The sequence below is a fragment of the Deltaproteobacteria bacterium genome (assembly GCA_016709225.1).
Classification (GTDB): Bacteria; Myxococcota_A; Polyangia; order Nannocystales; family Nannocystaceae; genus Xiheibacterium; species Xiheibacterium phototrophicum.
Map to the genome: position 1 here is coordinate 3,093,184 of JADJEE010000001.1, position 23,813 is coordinate 3,116,996.

The 23,813-nt window shown below is 70.0% G+C and carries 19 protein-coding genes and 1 pseudogene; 11 read left to right on the top strand and 9 right to left on the bottom strand.

Annotated features, from left to right (window positions below; all coding sequences use genetic code 11):
• Nucleotides 1-6 precede the first annotated feature (6 nt).
• Entirely contained in the window at nt 7-600 is a 594-nt protein-coding gene (locus IPH07_12650; protein ID MBK6918238.1) for a hypothetical protein, read from the top strand.
• A 14-nt stretch (nt 601-614) separates the two neighbouring features.
• Nucleotides 615-2,093: a hypothetical protein gene (locus IPH07_12655; GenBank protein ID MBK6918239.1), complete on the top strand. Its 1,479-nt coding sequence runs from the start codon at nt 615-617 to the stop codon at nt 2,091-2,093.
• 148 nt (nt 2,094-2,241) lie between these two features.
• Here the strand turns inward: IPH07_12655 and IPH07_12660 are convergent, their stop codons facing one another.
• The 3 genes from IPH07_12660 to IPH07_12670 form a co-directional block, all read right to left on the bottom strand.
• Nucleotides 2,242-3,513 (bottom strand): hypothetical protein, encoded by a 1,272-nt coding sequence (locus IPH07_12660; protein ID MBK6918240.1) that lies wholly within the window; start codon nt 3,511-3,513, stop codon nt 2,242-2,244.
• Nucleotides 3,514-3,603: 90 nt separating this feature from the next.
• A complete protein-coding gene (locus IPH07_12665; GenBank protein MBK6918241.1) occupies nt 3,604-4,242 on the bottom strand; it encodes a sigma-70 family RNA polymerase sigma factor in 639 nt (212 codons plus the stop codon).
• Between the two features lie 25 nt (nt 4,243-4,267).
• Entirely contained in the window at nt 4,268-7,543 is a 3,276-nt protein-coding gene (locus tag IPH07_12670) for a serine/threonine protein kinase (GenBank protein MBK6918242.1), read from the bottom strand.
• Nucleotides 7,544-7,663: 120 nt separating this feature from the next.
• Between IPH07_12670 and IPH07_12675 the strand changes: the two genes are divergently transcribed.
• Entirely contained in the window at nt 7,664-8,017 is a 354-nt protein-coding gene (locus IPH07_12675) for a hypothetical protein (protein MBK6918243.1), read from the top strand.
• 273 nt (nt 8,018-8,290) lie between these two features.
• Nucleotides 8,291-8,650 (top strand): DUF202 domain-containing protein, encoded by a 360-nt coding sequence (locus tag IPH07_12680; GenBank protein ID MBK6918244.1) that lies wholly within the window; start codon nt 8,291-8,293, stop codon nt 8,648-8,650.
• A gap of 301 nt (nt 8,651-8,951) precedes the next feature.
• Here IPH07_12680 and IPH07_12685 read toward each other — a convergent pair whose 3' ends face one another.
• Together IPH07_12685 and IPH07_12690 are read right to left on the bottom strand one after the other, a co-directional pair.
• Entirely contained in the window at nt 8,952-9,602 is a 651-nt protein-coding gene (locus IPH07_12685) for a hypothetical protein (GenBank protein ID MBK6918245.1), read from the bottom strand.
• 210 nt (nt 9,603-9,812) lie between these two features.
• On the bottom strand, nt 9,813-10,958 hold the full coding sequence (locus IPH07_12690; protein MBK6918246.1) for a VWA domain-containing protein: 1,146 nt from the start codon (nt 10,956-10,958) through the stop codon (nt 9,813-9,815).
• A gap of 252 nt (nt 10,959-11,210) precedes the next feature.
• Here IPH07_12690 and IPH07_12695 point away from each other — a divergent pair, with 252 nt between their 5' ends.
• Nucleotides 11,211-11,948 (top strand): 2OG-Fe(II) oxygenase, encoded by a 738-nt coding sequence (locus IPH07_12695; protein ID MBK6918247.1) that lies wholly within the window; start codon nt 11,211-11,213, stop codon nt 11,946-11,948.
• A gap of 59 nt (nt 11,949-12,007) precedes the next feature.
• Here the strand turns inward: IPH07_12695 and IPH07_12700 are convergent, their stop codons facing one another.
• The gene (locus IPH07_12700; GenBank protein ID MBK6918248.1) at nt 12,008-12,943 is read right to left on the bottom strand and encodes an AraC family transcriptional regulator; all 936 of its coding nucleotides are present in this window, start codon (nt 12,941-12,943) and stop codon (nt 12,008-12,010) included.
• A 28-nt stretch (nt 12,944-12,971) separates the two neighbouring features.
• Between IPH07_12700 and IPH07_12705 the strand changes: the two genes are divergently transcribed.
• Both IPH07_12705 and IPH07_12710 read left to right on the top strand, forming a co-directional pair.
• Entirely contained in the window at nt 12,972-13,358 is a 387-nt protein-coding gene (locus tag IPH07_12705) for a VOC family protein (protein ID MBK6918249.1), read from the top strand.
• Between the two features lie 71 nt (nt 13,359-13,429).
• Nucleotides 13,430-13,744 (top strand): hypothetical protein, encoded by a 315-nt coding sequence (locus IPH07_12710; protein ID MBK6918250.1) that lies wholly within the window; start codon nt 13,430-13,432, stop codon nt 13,742-13,744.
• Nucleotides 13,745-13,753: 9 nt separating this feature from the next.
• Here IPH07_12710 and IPH07_12715 read toward each other — a convergent pair whose 3' ends face one another.
• The gene (locus IPH07_12715) at nt 13,754-14,587 is read right to left on the bottom strand and encodes an enoyl-CoA hydratase/isomerase family protein (GenBank protein ID MBK6918251.1); all 834 of its coding nucleotides are present in this window, start codon (nt 14,585-14,587) and stop codon (nt 13,754-13,756) included.
• Between the two features lie 49 nt (nt 14,588-14,636).
• On the opposite strand from IPH07_12715, the gene IPH07_12720 reads away from it, so the two are divergent.
• From IPH07_12720 to IPH07_12730, 3 genes are all read left to right on the top strand, one after another.
• A complete protein-coding gene (locus tag IPH07_12720) occupies nt 14,637-16,310 on the top strand; it encodes an outer membrane protein transport protein (GenBank protein ID MBK6918252.1) in 1,674 nt (557 codons plus the stop codon).
• A gap of 107 nt (nt 16,311-16,417) precedes the next feature.
• Complete coding sequence (locus IPH07_12725) at nt 16,418-18,265, top strand: hypothetical protein (GenBank protein MBK6918253.1); 1,848 nt, start codon at nt 16,418-16,420, stop codon at nt 18,263-18,265.
• Between the two features lie 2 nt (nt 18,266-18,267).
• Entirely contained in the window at nt 18,268-20,007 is a 1,740-nt protein-coding gene (locus IPH07_12730) for an acetyltransferase (GenBank protein ID MBK6918254.1), read from the top strand.
• Nucleotides 20,008-20,011: 4 nt separating this feature from the next.
• Here IPH07_12730 and sixA read toward each other — a convergent pair whose 3' ends face one another.
• Nucleotides 20,012-20,527, bottom strand: coding sequence for a phosphohistidine phosphatase SixA (gene sixA / locus IPH07_12735; protein MBK6918255.1), 516 nt, complete (start codon nt 20,525-20,527; stop codon nt 20,012-20,014).
• Nucleotides 20,528-20,710: 183 nt separating this feature from the next.
• Here sixA and IPH07_12740 point away from each other — a divergent pair, with 183 nt between their 5' ends.
• Nucleotides 20,711-22,192 (top strand): Ppx/GppA family phosphatase, encoded by a 1,482-nt coding sequence (locus IPH07_12740; protein ID MBK6918256.1) that lies wholly within the window; start codon nt 20,711-20,713, stop codon nt 22,190-22,192.
• Between the two features lie 1,118 nt (nt 22,193-23,310).
• Here IPH07_12740 and IPH07_12745 read toward each other — a convergent pair.
• A pseudogene (locus IPH07_12745) lies at nt 23,311-23,742 on the bottom strand (hypothetical protein).
• Nucleotides 23,743-23,813 lie beyond the last annotated feature (71 nt).

Here is a 23,813-nt window from a genome sequence, read left to right on the forward strand (position 1 = left end):
AGAACCATGACCAAGCTCGATCTCCTTCTCGTGGGCATCCTGTCGCTCGCGGCCTGCGCCGGCGACCCACCCGTCGAAGCCGAGGCGCTGACGCCATCGACGCGTGCTCGGCTGCTGTGGAAGCGCAACGTCAAGCTCGAGCGCGACCTCGTGCGCGCGCTCGAGCTGCAGGCCGACGAGCTGTGCAACGAACGCGGGACCGACTCGTGCACCCGCGAGGTGCACCACGTCGCGCTCGGTGGGCCGGCCCCCTTCTCGCTCGGCCTGCACAAGGCGCTGCCCGCTCCGATGCTGTCGACGGCGGTGGTGGTCGATCGCGTGATCCTGAGCGCCTGTGCCGCGCGCGTCGCCAAGGACGCCGCCGGCCCGGCGGTGGTGTTCACGGCGCTGGACCTCGAGGCTTCGACGGCGCCGACGCCACGCGACGAGGCCTACGCCGCGACCGTCACCGCGCTGTACCGACGCCTGCTTTCGCGCGATCCCACCGACGAAGAAGTCGCCGTGCTCGGCGACCTCGCGACCGAGCCGATGACGACGCAGCAGTTCGCGATTCTCGCCTGCTACGCGGTCGGCAGCACCACCGAGTTCCTCTTCTACTAGAAAGGCGACGAACGATGCGACGACGCGAGCTACTCATGGGTCTGGGCGGTGCGATGGGCACGATGGCGGTCGGCAACACCATGGTGCGCGCTGCAACTGCGCGCCAAGGAAGCACCGGCGACAAGGACCGCAAGCTGTTGTTCGTGCTGTGCGGCTACGGCGGTGCGAGCATCGTCGACAGCTTCCTGCCCGTCGTGCGCAGCGAGGTCGACGACGACGCGCTCGCCGACACGCTGAACGTCTTCGCCGACGACGAGATCGTCGTGCCCGAGGGCAGCAACATCCGCGCACCGGCGTACGTCGCTTCGGCGGGGTTGCTCGCTGGCATCTACCAGGCCAGCTACTACACGTCGGACTTCCTGGCCAAGCACCACCGCGAGATGACCGTACTCACCCAAGAGTGCACGAGCGTCAACCATCAGGTCGCGCAGGCGCGCTCGCTCAACGGCAATGGCATCAACTCGGGCCGCACGTTGATGGAGGCGATGGCGCTGCGCCACGGTGAAGATCTCATCCTGCCCAACTGCAACATGGCGGTCGACGGCTTCATCCAGCCCGGTTGGGACCCGACGATCCCGTCGTTCGCTCGCGCCGAGATCATCTCGTCGCCGATGGGCTTCGCCGCGGCGATGGACGGCATGAAGGGTGTGCTCGGCGTGCCCGATCGCAAGCTCGTGCAGCACGCCCGCGGCGTGCGTGACCGACTCGACGACGCATCTCCGTTCGGGCGCACATTCGAGGCCAGCCCGCTGCGTCGCGGATTCCTCGACGACCGGCGCGAACGCCTGCCACGCCTCGAGGCGGCGCAGCTGGTCGATCCGCTCACGCTGCTGCCGCCCGAGCTGCTCGACCCTCGCTACGGCGTCACCAGCAGCCCGTTGCTGCCGGCTCTGCTCGCGCGCCTCCCCGAGCTCCACACCAACCCCTGGCAGGCCCAAGCCGCGCTGTCGGTGCTGCTCACCTACTACGGGCTGTCTTGCGCGACGACCATCTCGCTCGCACAGGAGCCGGTGTTCGGCGACGCCGACAAGCTCGCGACCGCGCCGGTCGCATTCGACTTCTCCCACGTCGATCACCGCGTCGCGCAGCAGCTCATGTGGGGCGCGATGCTCGAGGTCGCCGACGCCTTGATTGCGCTGCTCAAGGAGCTCGACTACCTCGGCGATCCGAGCCTGGGCAAGATGTGGGATCGCTCGCTGGTGTACATCGCCACCGACTTCGGCCGCGAGAAGACGCGTCCGGTCGGTGCGCCGTTCTGGGGCACCGCGCACGCGCTCAACAACGGCACCCTCTTGATGTCGCCGCTGCTGCAGGGCAACCGCGTGTTCGGTGGCATCGATCCCAAGAGCTGCACCACGTACGGCTTCGACGGCAGCAGCGGCGAGGCCGACCCGACCCTGCGCTGCGACGAGGGGCACATCTACTCCGCAGTTGCCCAGGCGCTCGACATCGACTTCCCGGCGCGGCACGACATGTCCGCCGTGCTCGCCTGAGCAGCCACGCCGCCGGTGGCTGAGCTCGATGCCGACCTCGGCACTGTCGACCCCCGCGAGGCGGTAACCGAGTTTGCGAGGTGGCGCGCCGATGCGCGCCGTCACTCGCCACTACCCTTACCCTCGATCGCCGGCGGTCGTCGGCCGACTACTCGCAGCGGATGTCCCAGACGTGCCAGCCGCTGCCGTCGGCGTTCCCGGTGAACAGCAGGTCGTTGCCGCGGCGCAACAGGTCGCCGCGACCGCTGCCGTACGAACTCAGCGGGAGCTCGGCGACGGGCACCGGCATCGAGAGATCGAGGTCCTCCGGGAAATCCACGACCTGCCCGATGCCCGCGACAGTCGCGAGCGGCAGACCATCCGTCGACACACGGAAGACGTAGCCCTTGCTCGAAGCCAGCAGCAGATCGACGCCGTCGTTTGCCGCCGCGAACAGCAGCGCCTGGGCATTCTGGACCTCGTCGAACAGCCCAAGTCCTTCGTACACGACGTCGATTTCGCCCGGTGCGTTCGTGTCGATCGCCCAGATGAAGTCGGCGGTCCCGTTTGCACCCACCACATAGACGGTACCGTTCATCACCGTCATCCCAAATGGCGCCTGACCATGCGGATACTCGGCGAGCGTCGTGACTGTACGCTCCGCGTCATCGGCAATCATCTTGATCTTCGCATTGCCGAAGTCGTTCACGTAGATGTTGCCCTGCGCGTCGGCGACCGGTCGACGCGGGCTGTAGAACATCGCAGTCACGCCGGGGCCGTCGACGTCACCCGGATACGCGACGTCCTCGAAGTCGGAGATCTGCGTGTCGATTCCGTTGCCGGCGATGGTGGCAGCCGTGCACTCGCCGGTCGGGTCGGTGAGCTCGATGATTCCGTTACCCATGGCGTCGGCGATCACGACGCGACCGTCGGGCAATGCCGCGATGCCCTCGACGGCGAGCAAGCGGATGTCGTCGCAGGCACCGTTCGGCCGGTACTCGTTCAGGCCGTCGTTGCCCGCGACGCGCCGCACCGTGCGACCGTCGGAGAACCACACTTCCCTCTGGGTGTCGATGTAGACGCCGTCGTCGCTCGCCGCGAGGTGCAGGTTGGGGATCGGCGGATCGTCGTGGACGCCTTGGCCGGCCGGATTCCAGCCCTCCTGAGGGCCCGCGTAGTAGGGGTTGCCAAGCGCTACGGTGGCGTCGATGCAGTTGGTCAGCGGATGGGCACCGGTGGTGGTGTCGTCGTCGTCGCCCGACGTGCTGGTACCGACGGTGCCATCGGCACCTTCACTGCTGCTCGTCGAAGGGTCGCCGCCGCTCTGCGTGGTCGAAACGGTGGTCGTATCGCTGACGGGACCGCCCGTTGTGTCGTTCCCGGTGTGGGTTTCGCCGTCGTTGCCGGGCAGAACGCAGCCGAACGCAGGCAGCACCACCATCAATGTGGAGTGGAGTCGTGAGCATCGCATCGTGCCCGCAAGAGACGCGCACGCGATCGCATCGATCAATGCCGCGGGCTGCGGCTGTAGTCACCCGGCGGACGGCAGGGAGCGGTCGGCCAGCGCGCGAATCTCGGCCGCCCAGCCGGCGATGGAGCCCACCGTCGACTCGATCAGCTCCGGCGACTCCGTGAGCCGCTCGACCTCGGTTCGGAGCGCCTCGAGGCCCCGGCGGATACGGCTGCGCACGGTGCCCTCGGGGATCTCCAGCACCTCCGCGAGCTCGGGTCCCGTGAGTCTCTCGAAGAAGTGCAGCTCGAGCGCCTCCTGCATGACGAGCGGAATGCGCCGCAACGCGAGCACGAGCAGCCGGTGCTCTTCGCGGTCGTAGATGAGCTGGCTCGGGGTCGCGCCCAGGTCCGCGAGTGCGACCGTCGTCGGGTCGAGCGGCGCACCGTCCCGGTAGCGCCGCCGCAGGAAGCTGGCGAGTTCGTTGCGCGCGACGACCAGCACGAATCCGCGGAAGCTCGCGCCGTCCTTCAGGCGATCGCGGTGCTTCGTGCACGCGAGGAACGTCCGCTGCACCAAGTCGTCGACCTCGTCCGCGAGCTTGCTGCTGAAGAAGCGGTACACGGTGGGGAAGTAGCGGTCGTAGAGCGCCTTGCCCGCGTTCTTGTCGCCCGCGCTCCAGGCGGTCAGCAGTTCCTCGTCACGCGGCACGAAGTTCACGCTACCACTCGTGGCGCGTCATGTGTCAACCGCCGGGACAACGTCGCAGGCGCAGTGTGTTCGACGGCGGAGCGCCGCCGCATGCACGACCGAGGTGGTCGCGCGCCTCCCGACTGCGATGTTGGGCGCGGAGGATCTCGCTGAGCACGAGCTCGGCCTCGAGGGCGAGCTCGGGGTTCGAATCAGCGCGCTGCAGCGTTGCGAGTGCGCCGCGAGCATGGTCCTCGGCGTCGTCGAGTCGGCCGATCGCGCGCTCGGCATCCGCGAGTCCGATCGTGTGCCCCGCGGTTGTGGAGTGCGCGGCGCCGAGGCTACGCGTTGCGAGCTCGACCGCGAGGCGGTGCTCGACGGCGGCGAGCGTGGGCTCCTGCAGATCGAGCAACACTCGACCGATCGCATCGTGCGTGCTGGCAAGCGTGGGCTCAGACGCCTCGGCGTGCTCTTGCAGTGCCAGCGCACTGCGAAGCAAAGGGAGTGCGACGTCGCTGTCGCCCCGCAGCTGGTGCACGATGCCGATCATCCGCAGGGTCACTGCGGCCTCGCGGTGCTTCACGCCGACGCTCGTCAACTGCTGGTGCAGACCGGTGCGGAGCTCGAGGAGCGCGAGGTCGAGATCTCCCGCAGAAGCCGCGGCCGCCCCGAGATCGCGGCGCGCGAGCGCAGTGTCGGGATGCGTGGAGCCGAGCGTCGCCGTGCGGATCTCCAGCACGCGGCGACGCAGCACGAGCGCTTCGACATGTCGACCGAGCTGAGTCTGTGCGAGAGCGAGCGCATCGAGACACAGCGCGAGATCGGGATGGCCCACGCCGAGCGAGCCCTCGAGCAGCGCGCGCGCACGCAGCAGCAGCGGTAGTGCTTCGCTTGGGTGATCGAGCGACGACTGGGCCATCGCGACCGCGACGAGCGCGCGAGAGAGACGAACGGGATCCGTGTCCGGCTTGGCCTCGAGGAGCGAGAGCTGTCGGCGCTGTGTCGCCAGCTCGCCGACGTGGTCACCCTGCATCGCCTGGATGAGGCCGATGTTCTGTAGCGTCGTCGCGAGTTCGGGATGCATCGGGCCGAGCGCACGCTCCTCGATCGCGAGGGCCCGCTGCAATGTTGCCAGCGCCTCGGCGGGGCGACCGAGGGCTCCAAGGGCCGCTGCCTGCGACGCCATGGCGGTCGCCACCTCCGGATGCTCGGGGCCCAGCAATCGTGCGCGCGCGGATGCGACACGGCCGAGCGTCGTCGCGGCGGCCTCGTAGTCACCGAGGTCGAAATTCGCGACCGCCGTGTTGGCGAGGGCCTTCAGCGTCTGTGGGTGATCGAGCCCGACAATCCGCTCGCGGATCGCCGCGGCCTGCTCGAAGTCGGCGAGCGCGTCAGCAAAGCGGCCTGCTCGACTCGCCAAGGCACCGCGCGAGCCGAGCCACCAAGCGGTCGGTAGGCCACCTTCCGGATCGCTGCGCGCGAGGAAGGCCCGCGCGACGTCGGACCACAGAGCCCCCTCCTGCTGCCGCCCGAGTTCGTAGCCGACGTTGAAGACGAGCCTCGTGCTGCTGGTCGCCGCGACGTCGTCGTCACCCAGCTCCACGGCGAGCGCGAAGGCGTCGCGGTACGCCCCCGCGGCACCTTCGAAGTCGCCGCCGGTGGCGAGCGCGCGAGCCAGCGCGACCAGTGCATCGAGGCGCATGGGTGCCCACGAGAGTTCGTTCGCGCGCATCAACACGGTTCGCGCGACGTCGGCGGCCTGCGCGGCATCTCGTGAGGGGAGTCGCGACGCACGCACGAGTTCGGAACGCAGGCCGTCGAGCTCGCGGCGCAGGTCCGGATCCGACGCTTCCGGGCGGCGCTTGACCAGCCATGCAGCGTCACCGCACCGCTCGACATCCGAGAGATCGAGCACCGCGGGTACGGCCTCGCGGATCGCGAGCGCATCGCCGCTGCCGAGCCGATCGACCGTCGCCGCCAACTCGACGCGACGCTCGTCGAGGCACGCTTCGCTGCGGTCCGCGAGATCGCGCGAGCGCTCGCCCGCGAGCGCGGCCAGGCAGCTCTCTTCGCGCAGCGCGGACCACCGTCCGGCGTAGTCATCGATGCTCGGCTCGACCCGCGTCCACGTGTCGCCGCCGTAGCTCGGGCCCTGTTCGACGATCGCCGTGCGCAGCCTTTCGCGCTGGTCGTCGCTCCACACACGATCGATCTCCGCACCCGCCTGTGCGCACGCGGCCCGCTCGCGCGCACGCATCCAGCTCCATCCGCCGACCAGCGCGCCCACCAGCGCCATCGCGCCGAGGCCCAGCGCCCAGCGTCGGCGTTGCTGCGAGGGGTCGTCGCCGAGCGCGGCGAGCAGGGCAGGCATGTCGGGGAAGCGGTCCGCGGGATCCGTGCTGAGCCCGCGCAGCAGCACGCGTTCTACCCACGCCGGGATGTCCGCGCTCGTCGCGGGCCGCGTCGGAGCGCCGCCCACGAGGGCCGACGCCAACTCGGTCGGCGTTCTGCCGTGGAACGGCCGCACGTCGAACAGCGCCTCCCACAGCGTCACGCAGAACGCGAACTGGTCGGCGCGAGCGTCGACGGCGGCGCCGTGCAGTTGCTCGGCGGCCATGTACGCGGGCGTGCCGACCAGCACGCCCTGCCGCGTGATGCGGACCTCCGCGGAACTGTGCTCGTCGTTCTGGCCGTCGTGCGTGGTCATCGGTACGGGCGCGTGGACGAGCCCGAAGTCCATCACGCGCGCACGCCAGCCTCCGCGCACGGTGTCACGCGCGACCATGACGTTGTCGGGCTTGAAGTCGCGGTGCACCAAGCCCGCGGCGTGTGCAGCCGCGAGCCCACGACCGGCCTGTGCGACCACCTCGAGCCGCGTGCGCCAGCCGGGCCGCTCGCCGGCGATCCACTCGCCGAGCGTCGCGCCGCTGACGAGTTCCATCGCGATGAACACGGTGCCTTCGATGCCGCCGACGGTGCCCACGTCGTGCACGGCGACGACGTGATCGTGCGTGAGCTTCGCGAGCGCTCGCGCCTCGCGCAACAATCGCTGCTGTCCCACCGCCTCGCTGGAGCGCAGCACCTTCACCGCAACCTTGCGGTCGAGCGCGGGATCGTAGGCCGAGTACACGACGCCCATGCCACCCGCACCGAGGCGATCGAGCACCACGTAGCGTCCGACCCGGATCGTGGGGGGTGGCTCTGCGAAGAGGATCTCGTGCGCCCGCGCGCGGACGAGCTGGCGGTCGACGTCCGCGGCGGCGCCTTCGGGCGCGGCCGCCACCGCCGGGAGACCGAACGCCTCGCCGCGGGTCACGTTCTCGTCCGCCATCTCCCGCTCAGGCGTACCGCAGGTGCCGCAGATTGGTCGAGTGGCGATTTGGTCACCCGCACAACACCATCGTTGATCGATGCGCCGGGCTGCGCGTCTTGCCGGCTGATGAAGCGAAGCATGCCCCTGCCCCTCCTGCTCATCCCCCTGCTCGGCGCCGCGGCCTGCGAGCAAGAAACCTCCGATGCCATCGAGTCGCTCGCGGCGGAGGTCGCCGAAGCGCACGGGGTCGAGAACTACGCGGTCGAGGTCGTGGCGACACTCGCAGAGCTCCCCGATCAAGACGCCGAGGACAACCCGAGCGGCGGGGCCCCCGTCGACGGCCTCGCATCCGCTCCCATCGATCCAGAGGAGTTGAAGCAGATGTGGTGCGGCGAGTACGGTGACGGCTGCGTGGTCTGCGTCCTCACGCTCGGAGAATGCTCGTTCTGGGCCGACAACTGTGGCGGAGGCGCGTACAACACCTGCAATTGAACGCGGGCGAACGCATCACCTTCGCGCCGGGTGCCACGGGACGGAACCTCGCGAGCCTCAACCTTGGATCGCCGCGAGAGACACTGCCGCCGCGGGCGTGTCATGACGCGACTTGCCGTCGCGAGGCAATCGCACCGAGCACGTTGCCACTCGCGCGCGGCAGCCCCCGCCGGTGCGTCGCAGCGCTGGTGCTAGTCGCGCTCGCCACCCTCAGACCTGTGCGGACGGGTGCATCCGGCCCGCGCGCCTGCTAAGGTCCCCACCGCGCGCCCCATGCCTTCCGCCGACCCTCGGGTGTTCTTCGCAGCGGAGCGCACGCTCCTTGCGTGGATTCGTACGGCCGTCTCGCTCATCGGGCTGGGGTTCGTCGTCGCGCGGTTCGGGCTCTTCCTTCAACTGCTCGACCAGCAAGCCGCCACATCGGCGAGCCATCATGTCTCGCCCTGGATCGGCGTCGGGCTTGCCATGCTCGGCGCGGCGATGGCGGCAACATCGTCGTGGCAGCACATCCGTTTCCGGCGCACCCTTGGCCACGATGACCTGCCAGTCGGCTACCGCACTGGCCCCGCCCTGGTGGCAGGATTCGGCGTGTCGGTCGCGGGGCTCGTGCTTGGGGCAATGATCGTCTTCTGAATCTAACGGGATCCGCGGTGGGAGGACGCCGACCGCCCCGCACCGCGTCATGGCCTCGGCGACGAGGCGCCGCCGCGGATTGCGATCGTGCCGCTGCCGTGAGTGCGGTGACCGGAGTGTTGCCCAGCGCCTTACTGCGGTACAGCAGGCGTGCTCGCAGTCGACCGCCGGGATCGAGGCCGGCGGGGTCGTCGAGCAGCACCAGCTCGATGAGATGACCTCTTGCAGCAACACCGGTCGCATCCGCGCGGAGCATCTTCGCGATCCCTTCGAGACGTCCGGCCCGTTCGGGAGCCCCCGATCACTGGGGCACGATCGTGACGGTGTACTCGATCGGCCCGTTCGGGATGCCGCCGCCCTCCACGCGCAGCGAGACCGTCGCGGTGTCGTCGACACTCACCGTCGGCAGGTCGCCGTCGAGCGCGACGTCGACGGTGCCAAAGGGCGAGCCGCCCGCGACGAACGGCGCCGAGGCGGCGATCGCCGCGGTGCAGCTGCCGTCTGCGAGGGTGCCGGTGAGATCGAAGAGGCCGTCGTGGCCCTCGAACTCGGTCGTGGTCCGCGCCAGGACCGACACCGTGATCACGCCGTCGCCCGCGACGGTGACCTCGAGCTGCTCGTCGGTGGTCTGCTCCGGCGCGTCGGGGTCGTAGAAGAGCTTCAAGAATGGGAAGTGCCCGTGGGGGTCGGTCAGCGTCGCCAGCTGTGCGCCGTAGATCCCCGGCGCGATGCAACCACCGGCGCCCGTGGGATCGCCGGTGGTCGGATCGGCTGCCGTGGTGTCGGGATCGACCGTGGTCGTCGGCGGCGTGTCGGTCGTGCCGGTCGGCGTGTCCGTCGTGCCCTCGAGCGTCGCGGGCTCGCCGGAGGTCGGGCCGGTGCCGCCGCCGGTGCTGCTCGAGGCCGTCGCGGTGTGGTCGTCGTCATCGCCGACCGGTGTGGTCTTGCACATGGCCCCCATCGCGCCGAACCCGAGGGCGGCACACGCGGTGGCGTGGAGTAGGACGGACGGGATCCTCGAGCGACAGGGGCGCGGGGTGGTGGTGGTCATGGAGCGACCGATGCGCGCGGGCGCGAATCGATTGCGGAAGCCTCGGAGAAGGCCGACGGCGGGGTCTGGGAGGGGCATCCAGCTCCGGCCGCGACCGCCGCGAGGGCAGCGCTAGCCCGCGGGCACGAAGGCGCAGCCCACGTCGATCTCCAGCTCGGCCGACATCGCGGTCTCGAGCGCGTCGCAGGTGGTCGGGCACGCCCACAGCGTGCTCGGGTGATCGGGATCGTCGTAGTACCAACCGTGGCCGCCGGGCGGGCAGCCCTCGGCGCCGTCGACCCGCACCGGGTACAGCGGCGCGCCGTCGAGCTCCAGCGACACCTCGACCGACTCGGGATCGATCGACTTGCCCTCGGGTGCCATCGGCATGCTCCACACGCACGACAGCCCGGTGCCCTCGGTGACCGCGGTCGACAGCTGGTCGAACAACGGCTGGAACTCCTGCTGGCACAGATCGCCGATCACCCCGTCGGTCATGCCTGCCAGCGTGATGTAGTGCTCGCCGATAGCGCCCGCCTCGGGGCACAGCGAGGTCGAGACGATGGCGTCGAAGTGGTAGCCGGCGTAGCTCGGATCGAGCGCGAGGAACTGCGCGTCGAAGTCCTCGGCCGTCATGAACGAGTCGTCGTCGCTGATGACGATGATGTGCTTGCTCGAGTCCGGGCGCATCATCGGCTTCCAGGTCTCGTGGGTCGACAGCACTTTCGAGAGCGCGTGCTCGGAGCCGATGATCTGCTGTACGTGCGCGAAGATGGGGAAGTTGGAGTCGTGGGTCGGGCAGCCCCCGCCGCCGAGCGGCGGCTCGATGCAGATGCCGGTGTCGACCTCGGGTGCGGCGTCGGGGTTGGGATACGCCGTCAACAGCAGCACCCGGATGTCGATCTGCGCGTCGATGATCTGCTGAGAGAACGCGTTCAGGTGGTCGCGCACCGCGTGGGTCTCGTCGAGCATGCTCGGCGAGTTGTCGACCACGAAGATGATGTCGGCGGGCTTGCGCGTGACGCCGCCCTGGTCGCTGAAGCTGACGCAGGTGCCATCGCCCTCGCCGCTCGAGCTCCCGCCCGGCGGCAGGTCGAGGCGCTGCTCGGGCATCGCCGTCGAGCTGTCGTCACCGTCGTCGTCGCCTTGCACCGGCGCACCGGTGGTGCCGTCGGCGGCCGTCGCCGAGCTCAGCGGACTCCCCGACGGTTGCACGGCGCAGCCGCAGGCGAGCACGAAGCACAGGGAGGTCGAAGCGAGCGCAGGGTGTCGAAGCATCGGTAAGGGGGCCCAGCCGTAGATGGCAGCTTGCCTGTAATTCCTTGCGGCGAGCGGAGCTTTCTCGGATTTTCGGCGTGACATCGACCATTTATCGATGCACTTCGCGTATCGCAGAGCACGTCGTTCGATGCGCGTCGTCGAATTCGCAAGCAAGCGTCGGAGTGCTCGGCAGCCGCGGCTCGGCCACGCTGGTCGCGTGCAGATCCACGAAGTTCGGGCCGAGCTCCCGCGACCCACCCGCACGTCCACGTGCGCGGGCTTCCGCGCGTTCGAGCGCTGCAAGGCCGAGCGCCCGTCGTGAGCGCGATCGATTGGAGCGCGCGCACGCACGAGCTCGACCAGCAGGGCTGGTCGGTGCATCCGCAGCTGCTGTCACCGTACGCGTGCGGCGAGATCGCGGCGATGTGGTCCGACGAGCGGCGCTTCCGCAGCACCGTGGTGATGGCGCGCCACGGCTTCGGTCGCGGCGAGTACCGCTACTTCGCGGCGCCGCTGCCGGAGCCGATCGCTCGGCTGCGGACCGAGCTCTACCCGCCGCTCGCCAGCATCGCGAACCGCTGGGCCGCGGCGAGTGGCATCGAGTTGCGGTACCCCGACACCCTCGCCGAGCTGCTCGCCCGCTGCCACGACGCCGGTCAGGTGCGCCCGACGCCGCTGCTGCTCTCGTACTCGCCGGGCGACTACAACTGCCTCCACCAGGATCGCTACGGCGAGCTCGTGTTCCCGCTGCAGGTCGCGATCCTGCTCGACGCCCCGGGCCGCGACTTCGACGGTGGAGAGTTCGTGATCACCGAGCAGCGCCCACGCATGCAATCACGCGCGTCGGTGCTGCCGCTGGCGCGGGGGGATGCGGCCATCTTCGCCGTGAGCCGCCGCCCCGTGCAGGGCGCGCGCGGCCGCTACCACGTGATGCACCGCCACGGCGTCAGCGTGCTGCGCTCGGGCCAGCGCCGCACGCTCGGCATCATCTTCCACGACGCGCCCTGACGTCACGCCCGCAGCGCGAGCTCGCCCATCCAGCAACCCGAGGCGCGCCCGCGACCTCCTCACAGCGGGGCGTCGAGCGGGACCACCGGCAGCTGCAGGCGCAGCTCGAAGTGGGTCATGCCGTGGCGAAACGGCGGGCCGTCCCAGGCCTCGAAGCAGGGTTGGTGGGCGGGCGCGAAGCCGCTCGTGCGGAGCCAGGTGGCGTACAGCCAATCGAGCGCGCGCATCTCGAGTTCGATCGACCCGGCAATCGCGAGCTCGGCGACACGCAGCGCCGGCAGCTCGAGCGTGCCCACCTCGCGATCGACCGCCGTGTCCGCGGGTAGCTCGAGGCCCACGTCGTAGCGGCAGCGCTCGAGCGGCACGATCTCCGGGTCGTCCCACTGGTAGCCGAACCACTGCCCGTCGGCGAGGCCGCGCGGCTCGGCCCACGCGCGCAGGCGCTCGATCGCCGCGAGCACACCACCGCCACCGCCGGCGTAGGGCGCGTGCACGCGCACGTACGCGAGGCGTCGAGCCGGCAGCTCGCGCACGCACACGACGAAGCCATCGGGGTTCTCGCCGCGTGGCAACCGCTGCAGGCGATGCGTCTGCTCGGCGGGCAACAGCTGCTGCTGCACGTGCTCGCGTCGTGCGGCCCGGAACCGCTCGACGTCGAACATCCGCGGTGGGACCCCGTAGTGCGCGCGAAAGCTGCGGGAGAAGTCGGAGCTCGAGTTGAAGCCGCAGGCGAGCGCAATCTCGGTGAGCGTGGCGTCGGGCCGGTGCGACAGCTCGGTGACCGCCCGCTCCAGGCGCACGCGCTTGACGAACGCCGCCAGCGTCTCACCGACGCTCGCACGGAAGATGCGGTGGAAGTGATACGGCGAGAAGCATGCGATCTTCGCGACGTCGTCGAGCAGAAGCGGCTCGGCGAGGTGGGCCAAGACGTGATCGATCGCGCGATTGACCCGATCGAGGTAGTCGAGGTTCGCAAGATTTGGCAAGTCGACCACGCCGGGCCCAATGTAGCCTGGGCCGACGATGACGACACCGGCAACCTCCCTGGGTGCATTCTCCATCAGCCTCGCGGTCAAGGATTTGGCCGCGTCCCGCGACTTCTACCGCAAGCTCGGCTTCGAGCCCGTCGGCGGCAACCCCAGCCAGAACTGGCTCGTCCTGCGCAACGGCAGCGCGACCATCGGGCTCTTCTGCGGCATGTTCGAGCGCAACCTGCTGACCTTCAACCCCGGCTGGGATGCGCAGTGTGCCGCGCTCGACCAGTTCACCGACGTCCGTGAACTGCAGCGACGGCTCGAGGCGAGCGGCGTGACGCCGGTGAAGCGTGCCGACGACGGCGGCTCGGGGCCGGACAGCTTTGTCGTGGTCGACCCCGACGGCAACCCTGTGCTGGTCGATCAGCACGTCTGAACCCAAGTCGGTGCAGCGCCGGTGGACTCGCCCCGCTTGCCAGTCCCCGGCAACGCAGCGCGCGCGAGGCCGTGCTGCTCGAGTGCGCCATCACCCAGGCGCTCGCGGCCATCGCCGACGGCACGCCCGCGGAGCTCACCAGCTCGTACTGCGACATCGGCTGCTTCGGCAGCGACCTGCTGCTGATCGGAGATGGCACCGCGTACCTGCAGGCGTGGTCGACCACCGACACCACGACGTTCGAGGCGATCCAGCGCTGCACCCTGAAGGACGCACCGTTCTTCGAGGCCTGCCAGGGCCAGCCGTGGAACGTCAACGGCTGCACGAGCCAGTCCGACTGGGGCACCGACTGCGAGGTCGTGGTCGACGCGCAGTGCCCCGGCTGAGGTGCCCTGCTAGCGCTGCTCGGGCGACAGCAACAAGCGCCACGCCGGCTGCGTCTTCGCCAACGCCAAGAATGCCAGGGCGAGCGGGCGCTTCTTCTTGCGCCACAGGAAGTCGTACTGCGCCATGAGGAACTTCGGACGCAGGAACGCGGTCGCGAGCACGCGCGACTCCTCGGCATTGATCGCGTGCAGCTGGTCGCGCGACATGCCGACCGGGTAGCGACGACCGACGCCCTGCTCGATCCACCCCCGCGCGATGCGGTGGGCCTCCTCCTGCAGCTGCGCGTGGGGGACGCAGCGCATCGCGAGCCCGATCTCCACCGCCTGCGCGCCGGTGGGCTTCCAACCCTCGGGCCCGAGCATGCGCGCGGCAGATGCACCGAGCAGCCGCGGGAACACCACGCTCGAGCAGCCCTCCGGGGTCACGCCGAGCGCGGCGAACGGGGTCGAGAACGTCGCGCGCTCGGAGGCGACGATGCCGTTGCACAGGGTCGCCGCGGTCACGCTCGCGCCGATCGCCGGCCCGTTCACCGCCACGAGGATCGGCTTGGGGAAGTCGAGGAAGGTGTCGAACAACGCTTGGTTGCGCTCGATGATCGACGCGTGCAGCTTGGCGGGGTGGGCCAGCTGGAGCGCGCCCGCGAGGTTGACCCCGGCGCAGTAGTAGTCGCCGGTACCGGTGAGGATCACCGCCTTGGTGTCGTCGTCGCCGGCGAGCTCGCGCAGCGCCGACAACACCGCGGCGAGCATGTCGACGGTCCAGCCGTTCAGCCGCCGCGGGTTGTTCATCGTGAGCGTCGTGACGCCGTCACGGGTGTTGCGGAGCAGGAGATCACCGGCCACCGCCGCAGACTACCGGAGCCCCGCGGGGAGTGTTATAGCCGCAGAGCCGATGCGACGTGCGCTCGCTGCCCTCGCCGTCCTCGCGACCGCGCTGCCCGCCAGCACGGCGCGCGCATCCGGCTTCGATGCGCCGCTGGTCGGCAGCGGACAGTCGGGCCCGGTGAGCGACGATGCGGCAGCGACCTGGTGGAACCCCGGGCGGCTCGGCATGTTGAAGCAGACCGAGCTGCAGCTCGGCGCCGGCGTGGTGCTGGGATCGATCGGCTACCAACGCGACCTGCGGGGTCCCTACCAGTTCTCCGACAACCTCGGTTTCAAGACGCCGATCGATCCCGCCGACATCGATCCGAACAAGGCCGGCAGCCAGGAGAAGGTTCGCGCGAATCCGGTCGGGCCCGCGTTCGATCTCTACGCGGCGATCCCCGCGATCCCGAATCGCCTGGTGATCGGGCTCGGCGTCGGCATCCCCTATGTCGCGCTGCTGAGCTTCCCCAAGGGTGGCCCGCAGCGCTTCGCAGGCGAGTCGATCTTGCTGGCGGCACCGCATGCCACCGCCGCGCTCGGGGTGCGACTGCATCGCGTCATCTCGCTGGGTGCCGGCGTCTCGTACGTGCTCGGTACGCTGTCGCTGTCGAAGGTCCAGGACTTCGGCGCGGTCGATCTCTTCGGCGACGCGCTGGCCAAGCCACCGATCGGGCAGGCCAACGACTTCGGCGTCGACGCCCCCTCCGAGGTGCGCGAGCTCGACGCGCTCGCACGGCCGATCGAGATCAAGCAGGCGATCGCCCACGGCATCTCGTTCCACGCCGGCGTGGCGCTGCAGCCCACCGACAAGCTCGCGATCTCGCTGGTCTACCACCACGGCGCCAACCTGACCTTCCACGGCAAGTTCCGCCTCGACATGAACGACGACCTCTTCACGCAGGACCTCGCCGCGCAAGGCCTGCAGTACAAGCCGGTGGTCGCCGGCAAGGCCACCGTCAAGCTGCGCATGCCCAAGCGCGTGACACTGGGCGCGGGCTACCAGATCACCAAGCGCTTCGGCCTCGACGGCTTCGTGTCGTACGTCTTCTACCAGGACTTCGATCGCATCCGCATTCGCCTGAGCTCGCCCGACCTCGCGCAGCCGGCCCTGGGCCTCGGGCCCAACAACGACCAGAACCTGGTCCGCAACTGGAAGGGCACCGTCAACACCGAGGTCAACGCGCGCATCGAGGCGACCAAGAAGCTGCGCGTGTCGGTGACCGCCGGCTACAACTCGCCGGCCTCACCCGACGCGACCCTCGACGTGTTCTCGCCCGATGGCCATCGCCTCATCGTCGGCGCCGGCATCCGCCACCGCTTCACCGATCGAGTCGCGCTGTTGGCCGACGCCAAGGCCCAGTTCATCGTGCCGCGCACGAACACCAACAGCGACTACGACCTCGGCAACGGCAAGTACACGATGTTCATCGGCGTGCTGATGCTGCACGGACAGTTCTACTTCGGCCTGCCCAAGGGTCGACGTCACCGCGCCGTGGCGACGCCCGCGAACGCGCCCGCGGCCGCGCCCCCAGGCGCGGGAACGAACGCGACCGCCACGGCCGATCCCGACGCCGCCGGCGACGCCGCGCGCGACGACGACGACGCGGCGCCGCCGGTGGGTTCGCCCGCAGATGCCGGCCACGGCGATGTCGTGCCGCCGCCACCCCCACCGCCACCCTCGCCGAAGCACGCGGCGTGATCGCGCGATCGCGGGTCCGCGATCGCGACACGCGTGCGCGCCGAGGTGGATCGCCGCTTTGACAGCTCGACCGATCGTGTACGACGATGTGAGCGGGGTTCGAACGCATGGCCGAACGCAGGGCTGCAGGCACGACGACGTGGATGCTCGCGGGGCTCGTCGCAGGGACGGGCGGCGTCGCCTGTGGCGGCCCGCAGGGCCAGGGCGAGGCCACCTCGGGTTCGACCGGCGAGGTCACCAGCGACGACGCGAGCGTCGGATCGGACTCCGGCGGCCCTGACGGCTTCGGGCCCGAGCAGACCTTCGAGCTGCGACTGAACGACGACCTGCCGCCGCCCTTGGTGCTCGACATGAGCCGCGACGAGGTCGCGGAGCTGTTTGGTGATCGGGCCGACGAAGTGCTGCTGCTCGAGCTCGACTCGAGCGTGCTGCTCACCGAGGCACTCGAACAGATCAAGGACGCGTGCGGTCAGTTCTGGCGCGAGGACGATCCCAACCCCGATCACGACTGCTCGCTGACGCCGCTCGGTCAGACCTTCGTCGGCCCCGACGGCACTTGGCGCTCGAGCGCCGAGTATGCGCTGGTCCGCATCCTCACCATGACGCCGGCCAACGTCGTGGTCGAGGGCACCTCGAGCGAGGGCCTGCAGGGTCTCTCCGACGCGCTCGGCATCGGCGGCGGCTATGGGCAGATCCTCGCCGATGCGCTCGGCATCCCGCGCACCTCGCCGGTGGTCTCGACCGCGGGCCTGGTGCAGTCGTTCAAGGAGAACTTCGTCGCCAGCCACCCCAACGTCGGCGCCAGCGGCAAGCTCTCGATCACGCTCGCCGACGCGCTCAGCGATCTCGCGACGCTGGCCGATCGCTACGGCCCGGTCGGCGATCACCCGGGCATCGTCGATCCCAGCTTCGTGCCGAGTGGCGCGGTGCTGGGGCCCGACTTCCACATGCGAGCGGTGGCGCAGTCGAACCTGCAGCTGTGCGACGGCATCGATGCCGACGCCGGCAAGGGCTTCATCTCGGTGATCGCCGACAAGACCGGCCCGACCTACGAGGACGAGCTCGAGTTCGACTTCACCAACCCCGCCGACTTCGAGCTCGGCGGGCTGATCGACAACCCCACCGTCGATCTGCGCTTCCGCACCACCGAGACGGTCGGGTTCGTGCCGTCGTGCCTGGGTGATCCGCCGTGCCAGGACAACGCACCGGGCAGCCCGCAGGGCGGCAGCTCGGTGTGGGGGCTCGACCCGTGGTTGCTCGAGTACAACGTCACCGCCGGCGCACGCAACGACTACATCGATCGCACCTTCCTCGGCGGCTACCTCTTCAACACCGCGCACGTGCTCATCGGCCAGGGTGGCAACCCGCCCGGCTGGGTCGAGTACGACATCCCGCTGAACCTCGGCAGCCCGCCCGATCCGCAGTACGTCTGGGAGACGATCCTCGAGGTCGCGCAGGTCGCCCTGCACGAGACGCCGTACGCGTCGATCCCCGAGGGCCAGGCCAACGTCGCGTTCACGCTGTTCGACGTGCCGGTCGGCATCACCGGGCCCGAGGCCGCGCAGGCAGTCCGTCCCTACCTGCAGGAGCAGGCCTCGGTGCTGTCGGACTTCCTGCTGGGTGACTACAAGAAGAACAACGACCCGGTGGACTTCTACTACCGCAGGGCCGAGGGCGGCGTGCCGTACCTCTTCTTCGTCAACGAGAAGGACCTGCCCGACGGCCAGCCCTACGCCTACGGCAACCCCGGCTTCTTCGACGATCCCGCGCTCACGCAGAAGCGCTCGAGCACGCAGGTCGCCGGCGTCGGCGACACCACCCACGAGAAGCTCGCGCTGGTCGACGGCGTGACCACCGTCTACTTCCAGGACGACGGCGGCATCACCTGGCGCGCGCGCTTCGAGCTGCCGACCGACGACGACACCATCGCCGTGCACCTCGCACGCAAGGAGTAGCCATGTCCCGCGCGACGCGTTCCCGCATGCCGCTTTGCCTTGCGCTCCTGCCTGCGTTCGCGGCCGCATGCCACGAAGACGGCGTCGGCGTGCCCGGCGATCCCACCGAGATCGCGGTGGGCGAGACCCGCGAGGTCGACCTGCGCTACCTCCGACTCGACGTGAAGGGCTTCGCGAAGACCAACAGCCTCGAGCAGCTGCGCGCGATGCCGCGGCGGGTGCTGCAGGACGTATGGCTGCTCGATCTCGACGCCAGGCCGCTGTTGGTCAACGCGCTCGAGCGCCTGCGCGACATGCCCGAGGAGGAGGTCGACGCGCTGCCAGTCGCGGCCCAGAACATGCGCAAGCTGGTGCTGATGACGCCCGACAACGCCGAGCTCGAGGGCACCAACCTCGAGGAGCTCATCGCGTTGTCGTCGGCGGTCGGCATCCCGCGCGCCAAGTGCCTGGCCGACCTGCTCGCGATCGGCGTGACCGATCCGGTGATCCCGGTCGAGGTCGTCGCCGACGTGATGCTCTCCAACGTGGTCGCGACCCACCCCAACGCGCAAACCCGGCGTGGCCCCGTCGACGCCGAGCACCCCGACGGCGAGTACCCGGTCGCGCCCGGCCACATCCCGCTCACGCTGGCCGACGTCATCACCAACTTCGAGGACATGGCCACGCGCTTCGGCCCGGTCGATGGCCACCCCGGCTTCGTGCTCGAGGCCGCCGGCGTGACCGTGGTCGAGGACGAGTTCGCGATGACCTCGAAGGTCAATGCCAACGCGCTACCCTACAAGGGCCTCGATCTCGCGAACGGCGACGTCGCCAGCGTCAACAGCATCGGCGGTCAGATCGAGACCGTGCACGACTTCAGCGATCCAGACTGGATGACGCTGAGCGGCCTGGTGCCGGTGCCCAAGGTGTCGCGGCTGGGCTTCGGCCTGGTCGAGAACGACGCGTTCGTCCCGGGCGGCGACACCCGCGAGCCGCTACCGACCGGCAACTCGAGCGGCTGGTCGCTGCCGCCGTGGGAGTTCGAGCGTCTGATCCTCGACATGGCGAAGACCGCGGTCGCCGACACCCCAGCCCACTGCAAGGACTACCAGCTCGGCACCGGTGTGACGGCCTTCAGCGGCTGCATCGACGACACCGCGTGGGTCGAGCTCGAGACCTTCAACGGCGCCGGCTCACCGCCCGCGCCGGCGTACATCTGGGACATCGAGCTCGAGCTGGCGCAGGTGCGACTGCACGACGGCGGCCTCGCCGAGGGTGAGGCCGACGTGGCGATGACGATGACCGACGTCGAGGTCGGCGTGCCGCCCGAGCAGATGATCGAGCAGGTGAAGCAGAACGTGCAGGCCAACCCCGAGGCGCTGCGGGAGTTCGCATCGTTGCTGACCGACAGCACCGTCGGCAACGCCGACTTCTACTACGTACGCGGGCGCGAGAGCCTGCCGGCAGCGCAGCAGGGCGACTGGCTGTTCTTCATCGACGAAGGCGACATCGCGATCGCCGACGACGGCGACCCCGTGCGCCCGTACGCCTACGCACACCCCGGCTTCTACGCCGACCAAGCGCTCACGACCAAGCGCTCGGACGTGGTCGAGGTCGACGGCGATACCCTGCACGAGAAGGTGCGCGTCGAGCCCGGCGACGTGCTGTTCGTGGAGGACGACGACGGCCACGTCACCCGCATCGAGGTGCTCGAGAAGCCCTCGCGCGGACACGTCGCGCTGGCCTTCACCCGCGTCGAGTGACGCGCTACTCGACGTCGTCGCCGCCGAGCCGTCGCAGCACGTTGGTGGGGTAGAGCCCGACCAGCGTCGCGGTGCCAGGACCGGGGCGACCATGGCGGATCTCGAGGCTCGCGCAGCCGGCCTTCTTGAGCGCGCTGATGGGATCGTCGGCGCCGGTGAGATAGGCGAGCACGCGGTCGAGGTTCGGCGCATGTCCGACGCACATGAGGTTCTGCTCGCTGCGTGCGCGCAGCAGCTCGACCACGGCGGCGGGCTCGGCCATCGGCGTCAGCACGTCGGCGGTGACCAGGGCGATCGCCTCACCGCCGAGCTCGTCGCGGGCGATCTGGGCGGTCTGCTGCGCGCGCACGTAGGGGCTCGCGATGATCGCCTCGGGCGCGATCCCGATCGCGCGCAGACCTCGGGCCGCGAGCCGCGTGCGCACCTGGCCCTTGTCGGTCAGGAAGCGTTCGGGGTCGGTCGGACACGACGGGTCGGTCGGGTCAATCGCGATGCCGTGGCGAAACAGATGCACCCACACGTCGCCCCCGAGGGTAAGCCAGACGAGGGGGTGCGGTGTGGCTTTGACGTCGCAGACCGGCGCGGTGGCGCCGCGAGACTGCACACGCGCGCCGCGCTCGGACGCCCACCGGGCGGATCCCGGCGGAACGCCAGCGCACGCCTCCGGTGAGCGCTGGAGCTGGTACCTTGCCCCGCACCAACGATGGCCGAGCCCACACAGCTGGTCGCCCTCGACCTGGGCTCCAACAGCTTCCACATGGTCGTCGCGCGCGTGGTCGACGGTCAGCTGACCATCATCGATCGCATGCGCGAGCGGGTCGCACTCGCCTCCGGCCTCGACGAGCGCAACAACCTCACGGCCGAGGCGATCGAGCGCGGCGTCGATTGCCTACGGCGCTTCGGCGAGCGACTGCCGGCCGGTGTGCGCGTGCGGGCGGTCGGCACCAACACGCTCCGCAAGGCTCGCAACGCCCGCGAGTTCCTGCGCAAGGCCACCGCCGCGCTCGGCCACCCGGTCGAGGTCATCCCGGGCCGCGAGGAAGCTCGGCTCATCTACCTCGGCGTCGTGCAATCGCAGGGCGGCGTCGACGAGCGCCGGCTGGTGATCGACATCGGCGGCGGCAGCACCGAGTGCATCATCGGCGAGGGGTTCGACGCGCGGTTGACCGAGAGCCTGCACGTCGGCTGCGTCTCGCACACGACCCGGTTCTTCGCCGACGGCCGCCTGCGCCGGGAGTCGTTCCGCGAGGCCACCACCGCCGCGCGCGTCGAGCTCGAGACCATCGAGCAGGCATTCCGTCGTACCGGCTGGGTCACCGCGATCGGCAGCTCGGGCACGATTCTCTCGATCGACGCGATCCTGCGCGCCAACGGCTGGGGCGACGGCATCACGCGCGACGGGCTGCGAGCGCTGCGCGACGCGATGATCGCCGCCGGCCGCATCTCCAAGCTGTCACTGCCGGGGTTGTCGAGTGAGCGCGCCTCGGTCCTGCCCGGCGGCTTCGCCATCCTCTACGGTGCGTTCAAGAGCCTGAAGATCGAGCGCATGCTGCCGGCCACCGGTGCGCTGCGCGAGGGCCTGCTCTACGACACGCTCGGTCGCATCTCGCACGAGGACGTCCGTGAGCGCACCATCGAGTGGCTGTGCGAGCGCTACGCCGTCGATCGGGCCCAGGCCGCGCGCGTCGAGGGCACCGCGACCACGCTGTTCGAGCGGGCCCAGACCGCGTGGGAGCTGCACCACCCCGATCTGCGCATGATGCTGGGCTGGGCCGCGCGCCTGCACGAGGTCGGCCTCGCGCTCAGCTACACCGGCTACCACAAGCACGGCGCCTATCTCATCGCGAACTCGGATCTGCCGGGGTTCTCACGCGAGCAACAGGGCTACCTCGCGGCGCTGGTCGGCGCCCACCGTCGACGCCTGCGTCCGGAGCGGGTCGCGGAGCTGCGCGCGGTCGGGGGACAAAACGCCGTGCGGCTGGCGGTACTCCTGCGCCTGGCCGCGACACTCAACCGCGCCCGCGATCCCGAGGGTGCGGTGGTACCGGAGCTAGTCGCGGCCGGTGCCATCGTGGAGCTGCGCTTCCCCAAGGGCTGGCTCGAAACCCACGGCATGACGGCAACCGATCTGCAGTACGAGCAATCGTTCTTGGCCGCCGCCGGGATCTCGATGCTCGCGCGCTAGCAGCCCGTGGGTCCGAGGACGGTGTTCTCGCGTCGCGGAGTTTCACCACGGGCTGCTAGGCAGCCCCTTTAGGGGGTCAGCCGGGCGATCCACGCCTGCGCAGTGCCGCCGACGTCGATACGCGTGCCGACGACGTAGATGGCACCGTCTTCGCCCACCGCGACGTCGCGGAGATCGTCGTCGCCCTCGTCGGTGATCTCGGTGGCAGACCACACGACCTCGCCGCCGGGCGCGACCTTGACGACGTAGGGATCGTGGGTCCCGTGGGTCGAGTCCCAACCCACGGCGATGGCGTTGCCCATGGCGTCGACCGCCACGCCGTGGAGGTTGGCGCTGAAGGTCTGCGTGACGATGGTCGGCGCGACGGTCTGGATGCCGTCGTCGATGCGACCGACCCAGCCGCCCTGCGCGCCGGCGTAGCCGACCACCCAGCGTCGCTCGGGCAGCGCTGGGTCGAGCGCGAGCGCGAGGACCTCGGTGTCGGTCGACGGCGCGAAGGTCAACGATGTCGTCACGCTGCCGCCCGCGTTCGACTCGCGCAGGAAGCCCTCGCGGCCGCGCATGGTGGCGTAGTCGCCGGCGCCTGCGAGCCCGCCCGGCACCGCGATCAGGTCGAAGAACGTCGCGCCCACCGGTGCGTAGGGCGGGCCGGTCAGCTCCTCGAGCAGCAGGCCCTGGTCGTCGTAGGCGTGCAGCACGGCCTCGCCGGCGGCCGAACCGGCGGCCCAGAGCTGGCCGTCTTGCGGCAGTGCAGCACCGAACCACGAGATCGACGCGGTCTCGACGTGCCACAGCTCCTGCCCGCCATCGTCCAGCAGCGCGATGACGCCGCCGCCGCTCTCGTAGCCGTATCCTGCCACGGCGATGACCGGTATCGACGAGACGTCGGTGACCGCGAGACCCCAGGTGAACACGCTCTCGGCGGCGAGCTCGTACTCCCAGCTCCACGAGGTCGCCGCCTCGGGATCGATGCGTCGCACCGTCGACCTCGACGTCGGGCCGTCGGACAAGCCGACGCCGACCACGAGGTCGCCGCCGGGCAGGCGCTCGATCGACTGTCCGGTGCCGTACGCGTCGCCGGCCAAGCTGATCGACCACTGCACGGTGCCGGCGGTGACGCAGCTGCTGCTGCAGCCGTCGCCATCGACGGTGTTGCCGTCGTCACAGAGCTCGGACTCGTCGAGCACGCCGTCCCCGCACGACGCCGGCGTGCCCTCGCTCGCGCCGCTGCCCGAGCTGCCGGTCTGCGTCGACGCCTCGACACCCCCGCCGGAGCTGCTGTTGCCTGTACCGGTGGAGCTGGTGGTCGTGGTCACGCCCTCGCTGCCGGAGTCGGCTTGCCCGTCGCTCGCCACGCACGCGCGCGCGAGCCCACCGCCGGCGTGCTCGCCATAGCGCTGCCCCGACGCGCACGAGGGATCGGGGAACGAGCACCAGCCGGTGGCCTCACAGGTGCCCGGGCCCTCTGCGCTGCGACAGTCATCGTCGCCCTTGCAAGCGAATCCGCCGCCGCACGCGACGCCCGCAACGACGCCGACGAATCCGGCCAACGGCCACCATGCACGCCCGCCCGTCACGCGCGGACGATCATACGCGCCGGCGCGGGTCCGGTCATCCGCCG

Excerpts from the sequence above, each read along its gene's own strand:
- IPH07_12650 (MBK6918238.1), top strand. The coding sequence starts at position 7 with ATGACCAAGCTCGATCTCCTTCTCGTGGGCATCCTGTCGCTCGCGGCC.
- IPH07_12655 (MBK6918239.1), top strand. The coding sequence starts at position 615 with ATGCGACGACGCGAGCTACTCATGGGTCTGGGCGGTGCGATGGGCACG.
- IPH07_12660 (MBK6918240.1), bottom strand. The coding sequence starts at position 3,513 with ATGGTGGTGCTGCCTGCGTTCGGCTGCGTTCTGCCCGGCAACGACGGC.
- IPH07_12670 (MBK6918242.1), bottom strand. The coding sequence starts at position 7,543 with ATGGCGGACGAGAACGTGACCCGCGGCGAGGCGTTCGGTCTCCCGGCG.
- IPH07_12675 (MBK6918243.1), top strand. The coding sequence starts at position 7,664 with ATGCCCCTGCCCCTCCTGCTCATCCCCCTGCTCGGCGCCGCGGCCTGC.
- IPH07_12680 (MBK6918244.1), top strand. The coding sequence starts at position 8,291 with ATGCCTTCCGCCGACCCTCGGGTGTTCTTCGCAGCGGAGCGCACGCTC.
- IPH07_12685 (MBK6918245.1), bottom strand. The coding sequence starts at position 9,602 with ATGTGCAAGACCACACCGGTCGGCGATGACGACGACCACACCGCGACG.
- IPH07_12690 (MBK6918246.1), bottom strand. The coding sequence starts at position 10,958 with ATGCTTCGACACCCTGCGCTCGCTTCGACCTCCCTGTGCTTCGTGCTC.
- IPH07_12705 (MBK6918249.1), top strand. The coding sequence starts at position 12,972 with ATGACGACACCGGCAACCTCCCTGGGTGCATTCTCCATCAGCCTCGCG.
- IPH07_12720 (MBK6918252.1), top strand. The coding sequence starts at position 14,637 with ATGCGACGTGCGCTCGCTGCCCTCGCCGTCCTCGCGACCGCGCTGCCC.
- IPH07_12725 (MBK6918253.1), top strand. The coding sequence starts at position 16,418 with ATGGCCGAACGCAGGGCTGCAGGCACGACGACGTGGATGCTCGCGGGG.
- IPH07_12730 (MBK6918254.1), top strand. The coding sequence starts at position 18,268 with ATGTCCCGCGCGACGCGTTCCCGCATGCCGCTTTGCCTTGCGCTCCTG.
- IPH07_12740 (MBK6918256.1), top strand. The coding sequence starts at position 20,711 with ATGGCCGAGCCCACACAGCTGGTCGCCCTCGACCTGGGCTCCAACAGC.